This window comes from Terrabacter sp. P5_B1, from assembly GCF_056400505.1.
Genome location: NZ_JBFULD010000173.1, coordinates 1 through 8,890, shown reverse-complemented (window position 1 = coordinate 8,890; position 8,890 = coordinate 1). Strand labels below are relative to the sequence as shown.

General features: G+C 71.5%; 8 protein-coding genes. 3 read left to right on the top strand and 5 right to left on the bottom strand.

The features are described 5' to 3' along the window. From AC1DP0_RS13295 to AC1DP0_RS13280, 4 genes are all read right to left on the bottom strand, one after another. The coding region (locus AC1DP0_RS13295; RefSeq protein WP_478085031.1) for an enoyl-CoA hydratase/isomerase family protein at positions 1-480 on the bottom strand (480 nt) is incomplete at its 3' end. Positions 481-520: 40 nt separating this feature from the next. Further along, on the bottom strand, positions 521-721 hold the full coding sequence (locus AC1DP0_RS13290) for a hypothetical protein (RefSeq protein WP_478085030.1): 201 nt from the start codon (positions 719-721) through the stop codon (positions 521-523). A gap of 91 nt (positions 722-812) precedes the next feature. Next, positions 813-1,526 carry a hypothetical protein gene (locus tag AC1DP0_RS13285; RefSeq protein ID WP_478085029.1) on the bottom strand — a complete coding sequence of 238 codons (714 nt, stop codon included), beginning with the start codon at positions 1,524-1,526 and terminating at the stop codon, positions 813-815. 35 nt (positions 1,527-1,561) lie between these two features. Further along, a complete protein-coding gene (locus tag AC1DP0_RS13280; RefSeq protein WP_478085028.1) occupies positions 1,562-3,160 on the bottom strand; it encodes an ABC-F family ATP-binding cassette domain-containing protein in 1,599 nt (532 codons plus the stop codon). A 276-nt stretch (positions 3,161-3,436) separates the two neighbouring features. Between AC1DP0_RS13280 and AC1DP0_RS13275 the strand changes: the two genes are divergently transcribed. From AC1DP0_RS13275 to uvrA, 3 genes are all read left to right on the top strand, one after another. Next, positions 3,437-4,555: a lipid II:glycine glycyltransferase FemX gene (locus AC1DP0_RS13275; protein WP_478085027.1), complete on the top strand. Its 1,119-nt coding sequence runs from the start codon at positions 3,437-3,439 to the stop codon at positions 4,553-4,555. 6 nt (positions 4,556-4,561) lie between these two features. Then, complete coding sequence (locus AC1DP0_RS13270) at positions 4,562-5,578, top strand: alanine racemase (protein WP_478085026.1); 1,017 nt, start codon at positions 4,562-4,564, stop codon at positions 5,576-5,578. Between the two features lie 65 nt (positions 5,579-5,643). Continuing rightward, positions 5,644-8,187: an excinuclease ABC subunit UvrA gene (uvrA, locus tag AC1DP0_RS13265; protein ID WP_478085025.1), complete on the top strand. Its 2,544-nt coding sequence runs from the start codon at positions 5,644-5,646 to the stop codon at positions 8,185-8,187. Here uvrA and AC1DP0_RS13260 read toward each other — a convergent pair. Beyond that, a partial coding sequence (locus tag AC1DP0_RS13260; protein ID WP_478085024.1) for a universal stress protein occupies positions 8,157-8,890 on the bottom strand: 734 nt, incomplete at its 5' end. The two genes, uvrA and AC1DP0_RS13260, sit on opposite strands and share 31 nt — an antisense overlap.

Genomic DNA, 8,890 nt, shown 5'->3' with positions numbered 1-8,890 from the left:
GAGCGGCCCGGTGCCGCCGAGGTCGGGCACGAGCCCGAGGCTCGTCTCGCGCATCGCGAACCACGCGTCGAGCGCCGCGATCCGCAGGTCGGCGGCCAGCGCGAGCTGGAAGCCGGCGCCGATGGCGTAGCCGTGCACCTGCGCCACGACGACGGCCGGGCACTCGGCCCACGCCGTGAAACCCTCCTGGTAGGTCGCGATGCCCCGCTGGATGGCCTCCGCACCTCCCGCGGCGAGCTGGGCCACGCTCTCCTCCCCCGGCACACCCTCGGGGGTGAACATCGCCGTGTCGATGCCGGCGGAGAAGGCGTCACCGGCGCCGCGGATTACGACGACGCGTACGTCCTCGGGGACCGAGCGCGCCTCGTCGGCGAGCGCCGACCACAGCGACGGTGTCTGCGCGTTGCGCTTCTCCGGGTGGTCGAGCGTGAGGGTGCGGACGGGCCCGTCGGTCTCGACGATGAGGTGGGGATGCGTCATGGACGCAGGTTATCCGCGGGTCACCCGGCCGCCTCGGCGATCAGGCCGCGGCCGCCCCCGCGGCCGGTGTCGGCAGGACGACCCGGAGGATGCCCCACCCGCTGACGGACGCCGGCTGCACGAGCTCGACCCGGAAGACGCGCGCACAGTCCAGGCACGACCACGCGGCGGTCGGGTCGGGGAACGGTGTCACGTCATCGCCCGAGCAGAACGGGCAGGTGAGGTGGTGGTCGGTCGGCATGCCATCCAGTGTCGCGACGCCCCCTGCCAGATACAATAACCGTCCATTATCTGAGCCAAAGCGTTTGGTTATGTATGCCGTCCCGCCGCCCTCACTGCCCCAGCGCACCGATCGCTCGCGCCACGACGAGCAGCGACGTGAGCAGGGCTGCCGTCGCCTCGAGGCCCATGAGCGCCTTGGCGCGGGCCGTCAGGGGCATCGTGTCGGTGGGGCTGAAGGCGCTCGAGTTCGTCAGCGACACGTAGAGGTAGTCGACGAACTCCGGCCGCCAGTTGGTCCGCTGGCTCGACGTCGCGGCGACCTCGATGACGGTGTCCTGGTTCTCGTCCTGCGAGAAGCGCCAGTCCGCCGCCGGCAGCCGGTCACGGGCGAGGGTGTGTCGTGACACCGGTCCGCCGCGGTCGAGCTCCCAGAAGAGCAGGCCGAAGCCGATGACGTTGGTCAGCCAGACCTGCATGCCGGCGAGCAGGAGCGGCATCCCGCCCGGCTTCGACGCGGCGAGGGTGCGCACGAGCATGCCCAGCGCCACGAGGTTCGCGGCGATGACCACGCACGCCAGGGCGATGGACAGGCCTCGGGACCACCGTGTCTGGCGCACCATCCGTCGCGGGTTCGTCACGAGCAGGGCGCCGAGCAGCACGAGCTCGACGACCGGGATCGCCAGACGATGGCCGACGAGCAGGCTCTCGGGGAGCACGGCATACGCGAGCGCCGCCACGACGACCGCTAGGGCCGGCCACAGGCGGTTCTCCCCCGTGCTCGAACGCGTCTCGCGTCGACGTCGTCCCCGCCGCTCGGATGCCATGGCGCCAAGGTAGCGCTGTCGGCTGGACGAATCGGTCAGGCGAGCGAGATGAGGTCCATGTAGTCGGGGCCCCAGAGGTCCTCGACGCCGTCGGGCAGGAGCAGGATGCGCTCGGGCTCCAGGGCGTCGACGGCGCCCTCGTCGTGCGTCACGAGGACGACGGCACCCTCGTACGTCTTGAGGGCGCCGAGGATCTCCTCGCGTGACGCGGGGTCGAGGTTGTTGGTGGGCTCGTCGAGGAGCAGCACGTTGGCGGCCGAGACGACGAGGAGCGCGAGCGAGAGGCGCGTCTTCTCCCCACCGGACAGCACGCCCGCCGGCTTCTGCACGTCGTCACCGGAGAAGAGGAACGAGCCGAGCACCTTGCGGACCTCGGTCTCACCGAGCTCGGGGGCGGCCGACTTCATGTTCTCGAGGACCGACCGGGAGACGTCGAGGTTCTCGTGCTCCTGGGCGTAGTAGCCGAGGCGCAGGCCGTGCCCGGGCTCGACCTCGCCCGTGTCGGGGGTGTCGACCCCGGCGAGCATCCGCAGCAGCGTCGTCTTGCCGGCGCCGTTGAGTCCGAGGACGACGACCTTGCTCCCCCGGTCGATGGCGAGGTCGACGTCGGTGAAGACCTCGAGCGAGCCGTACGAGCGGGACAGGCCCGAGGCACGCAGGGGCGTCTTGCCGCACGCGGCGGGTTTCGGGAAGCGCAGCTTGGCGACCTTGTCCTGGACGCGCTCGCCCTCGACGCCGGCGAGGAGGCGTTCGGCGCGCTTGGCCATGTTCTGCGCCGCGGTCGCCTTGGTCGCCTTGGCACGCATCTTGTCGGCCTGTGCCATGAGCGCGCCGGCCTTCTTCTGGGCGTTCTGCAGCTCGCGGCGGCGGCGCTTCTCATCCGTCTCGCGCGCCTGGAGGTAGGTCTTCCAGTTGACGTTGTAGACGTCGAGCGCCGAGCGGTTCGCGTCGAGGTGGTAGACCTTGTTGACGACGGCGTCGAGCATCTCGGCGTCGTGGCTGATGATGATGAGCCCGCCCTTGTAGGCGCGGAGGTACTCCCGCAGCCAGATGATCGAGTCGGCGTCGAGGTGGTTGGTCGGCTCGTCGAGGAGCAGGGTCTCGTTGCCGGAGAAGAGGATTCGCGACAGCTCGACGCGGCGACGCTGGCCACCCGAGAGGGTACCGAGCGGTTGGCCGAGGATGCGCTCCTCGAGGTTGAGGGCGCTGGCGATGGACGCGGCCTCGGACTCTGCGGCGTACCCGCCCTGGGCCTCGAACTCGACGTCGAGACGCGTGTACTTGCGCATCGCCTTGTCGCGGACCTTGTCGTCGTCGCTGCCCATCCGGGCCTCGGCCTCGGAGCGCTCGCGCACGATGGTGTCGAGGCCACGGGCGGAGAGGATGCGGTCGCGCGCGAGGATCTCGAGGTCCCCGGTGCGGGGGTCCTGCGGGAGGTAGCCGACGGCGCCGGTGCGGGTCACGGTGCCCGCGGCGGGCTGGCCCTCGCCGGCGAGGACCTTCGTCAGGGTGGTCTTGCCCGCACCGTTGCGCCCGACGAGACCGATGCGATCGCCGGCGTCGATGCGGAAGCTGGCGTCCTCGACGAGCAGGCGCGCTCCCGCACGCAGCTCGATCCCGGTGGCGACGATCACGGCATTCCTCCTATCGGTGCCGCACTACGTCAGCGGCCGGACAACCCCACCAGTCTAGGAGCCGCGGCGGGATGCTCTCGACGCGTCATCGCGTCGGCCGCCTCCTGGCACGCAGCGCAGTCGCACGGCGCGAGGAGGTGAAGACTCGGCCCTAGACCGGGTCGAAGGTCAAGACCCGCGACCCGGCACCCGACGGCGCTGCCGGCCGAGGGCGTATGCCGGGTGGCGGGCGAGGCGAGTCGGCCGCGCCGTCGCGCTCGGGTAGCGTGAGCCAGCGTGAACTCGCCCATCGCCGTCCGTGACATCACCGCAGCCGAGCACCTCGCGTGGCTGCGGACCCAGCCGTCGGCGAGCTTCCTGCAGACACCCGCGTGGGCCGACGTGAAGAAGGACTGGCGTTCCGAGTCGGTCGGCTGGTTCGCGGGCGACGAGATGGTCGGCGCCGCCCTGGTGCTGCACCGGTCGCTGCCGCGGATCAAGCGGTCGCTGGCCTACGTCCCCGAGGGGCCGTGCATCGACTGGTCCTCGCCGCGCCTCGTCGAGCTGCTCCGCGCCCTGCGTGACCACCTCAAGGCCAAGGGCGCCTTCGCGCTGCGGGTCGGGCCGCCCGTCGCGACGCACCGTTGGGGCACGGCGACGATCAAGGACGCCATCGCCGACCCGGCGGTCCGTCGCTACGACGAGGCGACCCCGGACGTCGTCGAGCCGGTGGGGACGGCCGTCGTCGCCCAGCTGGAGCGCCTCGGCTTCCGGCACCTCAGTCCCGAGGACGGTTTCGCCGCCGGGCAGCCGGAGTACGTCTTCCAGGTGCCGCTCGCGGGCCGCACCGAGGCCGACGTGCTCGCCGGGATGAACCAGCTGTGGCGCCGCAACATCAAGAAGACCGTCAAGAACGGTGTGAAGGTGCGCGTCGGTGACGCCTCCGACCTGCCGGACTTCCACCGCACCTACGTCGAGACCGCCGAGCGCGACCGGTTCACGCCTCGCGGACTCGCCTACTTCGAGCAGATGTATGCCGCCCTGGCGTCCGAGGACCCCGAGCGGATCCGCGTCTACCTCGCGGAGCACGAGGGCGACGTCCTCGCCGCGACGATCTTCATCCGGGTCGGTGAGCACGCGTGGTACTCCTACGGCGCGTCGTCGGCGGCCAAGCGCGAGCTCCAGGGCTCGACCGCGATCCAGTGGCGGATGATGCAGGACTCCCTGGCCGCGGGCGCCACCGTCTACGACCTGCGTGGCATCACGAACACCGTCGACGAGGCCAACCCCCACATCGGCCTCATCCGGTTCAAGGTGGGCACGGGCGGCGAGGCCGTGCGGCTGGCCGGTGAGTGGGATCTGCCGCTGAATCGCTTGCTCTACAAGGCTTTCGACCTCTACATGAAGCGGCGGTGACCCATCGTGTCCTTCGTCCTGCACGTCGACGGTGAGCGCTGGCGCGCCGGTCACGACCGCTTCGTCGCCGACCACCTCGGCGTCGTTCCGGTGATCAAGGGGAACGGCTACGGCTTCGGTCGCGACCTGCTGTGCGCCGAGTCCACCCGGATGGGCGTCCCGATGATCGCTGTCGGCACGTACGCCGAGGTCCCTTCCGCCCTGGCGGAATTCGGTGGCGACGTGCTCGTCATGGAGCCCTATCGTGCGGCAATCCACTCCGGGCAGCCGCATGTCGGCGACCGTCGCCTCATCCACACGGTGACGACGCACGCCGACGTCTCGAGCCTCCGAGGTGTCGACGGTGATGCACGGGTCGTCGTCGAGGGCCTGACGTCGATGAACCGCTTCGGGGCGCCTGCTGCCGACGTCGCCGAGCTCGCGGGGTCGGCGGACGCCGTCGGCGTGACGCTGCACCTGCCGCTCGGCACCGGTCACGTCGAGGAGATCGCGAGCTACATCGCCGCCGTCCCCGGCGTGCTCACCTGGTTCGTCTCGCACGTCTCTGCTGCCGGACTGGCCACTCTCGCAGAGCGATTCCGTGAGCACGAGTTCCGGCCGCGCATCGGGACCGACCTCTGGTATGCCGACAAGGCGTCCTACGAGGTTCGCGCGCACGTGCTCGACGTGCGACCGGTCAGCAAGGGCACGCGCGTCGGCTACCGGAAACGCGGCGTCGCCGCCGGGCACCTCGTCGTCGTCAGCGGTGGCACGTCGCACGGTGTCGCGATGGAGAGCCCGTCGTCGGCTGCGACGGCCCGGTCGCGGGCGATCGCCGTCACCGAGGGCGTGCTCGAGGCCGCCCACCGGGTGCGGTCGCCGTTCACCGTGTCGGGCGTCATGCCGCGCTTCGCCGAGCCGCCGCACATGCAGTGCAGCCTCATCGTGCTTCCCGACGGCGTCGCTCCCCCACAGGTCGGTGACGAGGTGCCGGTCCGGATGCGGCTGACCACGACGACGCCGGACGCCGTCGTCGTCTCCTGAGGCCGGAGCACCTCGGCGGAGCACCCGATGGTGTGCACCAGCCGGGGAGCGGCTAGACAGGGGGTGTGCACCACGACCCGAGCGACCCCTACGTCCATGTCCGCGGAGCCAGCGAGCACAACCTCAAGAACATCGACGTCGACGTCCCACGTGACGCCATGGTGGCCTTCACCGGCGTGTCCGGCTCGGGCAAGTCCTCGCTCGCCTTCGGCACGCTCTACGCCGAGGCGCAGCGTCGCTACTTCGAGTCGGTGGCGCCCTATGCGCGTCGGCTCCTGCAGCAGGTCGGCGCCCCGCACGTGCAGGAGATCACCGGCCTGCCTCCGGCCGTGGCGCTCCAGCAGCGGCGTGGAGCCCCGAGCTCGCGCTCCAGCGTCGGCACGTTGACAACGCTGTCGAACCTGGTGCGGATGCTGTACTCGCGCGCCGGCACCTATCCGGACGGTGCGTCCCGGCTGGAGGCGGAGGCGTTCTCGCCGAACACCGCGGCCGGGGCCTGCCCACGCTGCCACGGACTGGGTGAGGAGCACGACGTCAGCGAGGAGCTGCTGGTCCCGGACACCTCGCTGACGATCCGCGAGGGCGCGATCGCCGCGTGGCCCGGTGCCTGGCAGGGCGTCAACCTGCGCAGCATCGTGTCGGGGCTGGGCATCGACGTCGACACCCCGTGGCGCAAGCTCAAGAAGAAGGACCGCGACTGGCTCCTCTTCACCGACGAGCAGCCCAAGGTGCTCATCAAGCCGGAGCGCGACCGCATCGACTACGGCTACCACGGGCTGTTCTGGAGCGCTCGCGCGCACGTCCACCACGTGCTGGCCACCTCCAAGAGCCAGATGATGCGCGACAAGGCGATGCGCTTCGTGCGCAGCGTCCCGTGCTCTGCCTGCCACGGCACCGGCTTGCGGGCCGACGCGCTCGAGGTCACCTTCGCGGGCCTGACCATCGCCCAGGCCAACGCCCTGTCGTTCACCGAGCTGGTGGCCCGCATCCGTCCGGTGGCCGAGCTCACCGACGCGGGGGCTGCCACGTCGTCGGCCGACTCCGGCGAGGCGACCGAGGTCGCGGTGCGCATCTGCACCGACCTCGTGGCGCGGGTCCAGGTGCTGCTCGACCTGGGGCTGGGGTACCTCTCGCTGGGGCGCCGCTCGACGACCCTCTCCCCCGGCGAGGCGCAGCGCCTGCGGATCGCGACGCAGCTGCGGTCGGGACTCTTCGGGGTCGTGTACGTGCTCGACGAACCGTCCGCCGGGCTGCACCCCGCCGACGCCGAGCCGCTGCTCGACGTGCTCGACACGCTCAAGCGCTCGGGCAACTCGCTGTTCATCGTCGAGCACGACCTCGACATCGTGGGTCGGGCCGACTGGGTCGTCGACATCGGTCCCGGAGCGGGCGAGCAGGGAGGCCACGTGCTCTACTCCGGCCCGGTGGCAGGCCTCGAGCACGTCGAGGACTCGATCACCAGCAAGCACCTCTTCGGACGCGCCGAGTCCGTCCAGCGACACCAGCGCACGCCCCAGGGGTGGCTGCACCTGCGCGGGATCACCCGGCACAACCTCGAGGACCTCTCGGTCGAGGTGCCGCTGTGCGTCCTGACGGCCGTGACCGGCGTCTCGGGCTCGGGCAAGTCGACCCTGGTGACGCAGGTGCTCGCCGAGCTCGTGCGGCGCCACCTCGGCCAGGCCCCGGACGACGCGGAGGACACCGAGCTCGAGATCGACGTCGACGACGCCACCGGCCTCGAGTCCTTCGACCGGCTCGTCCGCGTCGACCAGCGCCCGATCGGGCGCACCCCACGCTCCAACCTCGCCACCTACACGGGCCTCTTCGACGCGGTGCGCAAGCTGTATGCCGCGACCCCCGAGGCCCGCGAGCGGGGCTACGGAGCGGGCCGTTTCTCCTTCAACGTCGCCGACGGACGCTGCGAGACCTGCCAGGGCGAGGGGTTCGTCTCCGTCGAGCTGCTCTTCCTGCCCGGCACGTATGCGCCCTGCCCGACGTGCCACGGTCAGCGCTACAACGCCGAGACGCTCGAGATCGACTACCGCGGCAAGAACATCGCCGACGTGCTGGCCCTCACCGTCGACGAGGCGGCTGACTTCCTCGCCGACGTCCCGGCCGCCGCCCGCAGCCTGATCACGCTGCGCGAGGTCGGGCTGGGCTACCTGCGTCTGGGGCAGCCCGCCACCGAGCTCAGCGGCGGTGAGGCGCAGCGGATCAAGCTGGCGACCGAGCTGCAGCGCGCCCGCCGCGGCCACGCGCTCTACCTGCTCGACGAGCCGACCGCGGGGCTGCACGCCGCCGACATCGCCCTGCTGCTGACGCAGCTCCACGCGTTGGTCGACGCCGGCAACACCGTGGTGCTGGTCGAGCACCACCTCGACACGATCACCAGCGCCGACTGGGTCATCGACCTGGGCCCGGGCGGCGGGGACGAGGGGGGTCGCATCGTGGCGGCGGGCACTCCGGAGGGGGTCGCACGGGCCGAGGGCAGTGCCACGGCGCCCTACCTCGCCAAGCGGCTCTCGTCTCGCGGGGGTCCTCGCCAAGGGGCGTCGGGCGCGTCGAGGGTCGCGTCGGCTCAGTGGCTGCGCGGGGCCGGGACCAGGTAGACGGGCACCGGCGCCGAGCGGACGACCTTGGAGGCCCGGGAGCCGAGGAAGAGCCGAGCGGCCGGGGCCGACGAGCTGGGGCCGACGACGAGCAGGTCACCGTCGCTCCAGTGGACATCCCAGATGGCCTTGCTCCAGGAGACACCCTCACCCACGACGAGCGACCGGGCGAGCCGGTCACCCAGGCGGCCGGCATCGGCTCCGTCCATCTCCTTGACGAGGGCGTCCTTCATGCGCACCACCCACCGGTCGATGACGAGCTCGTCGGCCGACCCCTCCACGCCGCCGTAGAACCTCCGGGGGGGCCGGACGGCGAACGACACGACCCGCAGGCTCGCGCCGAGGGCCTCGCCGAGGCGAGCCCCCACGACCGCCACGTGGCCCGCGCCTCTGGAGCCTCCGAAGCCGATGTTGACCCGGCGGATGCGTGCGGTCGGTCCGGCGCGATAGCCGCGCGGGGCGAGGAGCACCGGCAGCGGGGCTGAGTGCACGAGCCGGTCCGTGACGCTGCCGAGCGAGATCCGGCCGAGAGGCCCCTTGCTCGACGAGCCGAGCACGACGGCGGACGCGCCGAGGTCGGCTGCCAGCTCGAGCAACCCTCCGGGGATCGACGACGCCTGACGCACCTCGAACGACGCATCGATGCCGGACGGCATACGTGCCCTCGCCTCGTCGAGGACGGCGCGCCCCCACTCCGTGAGGG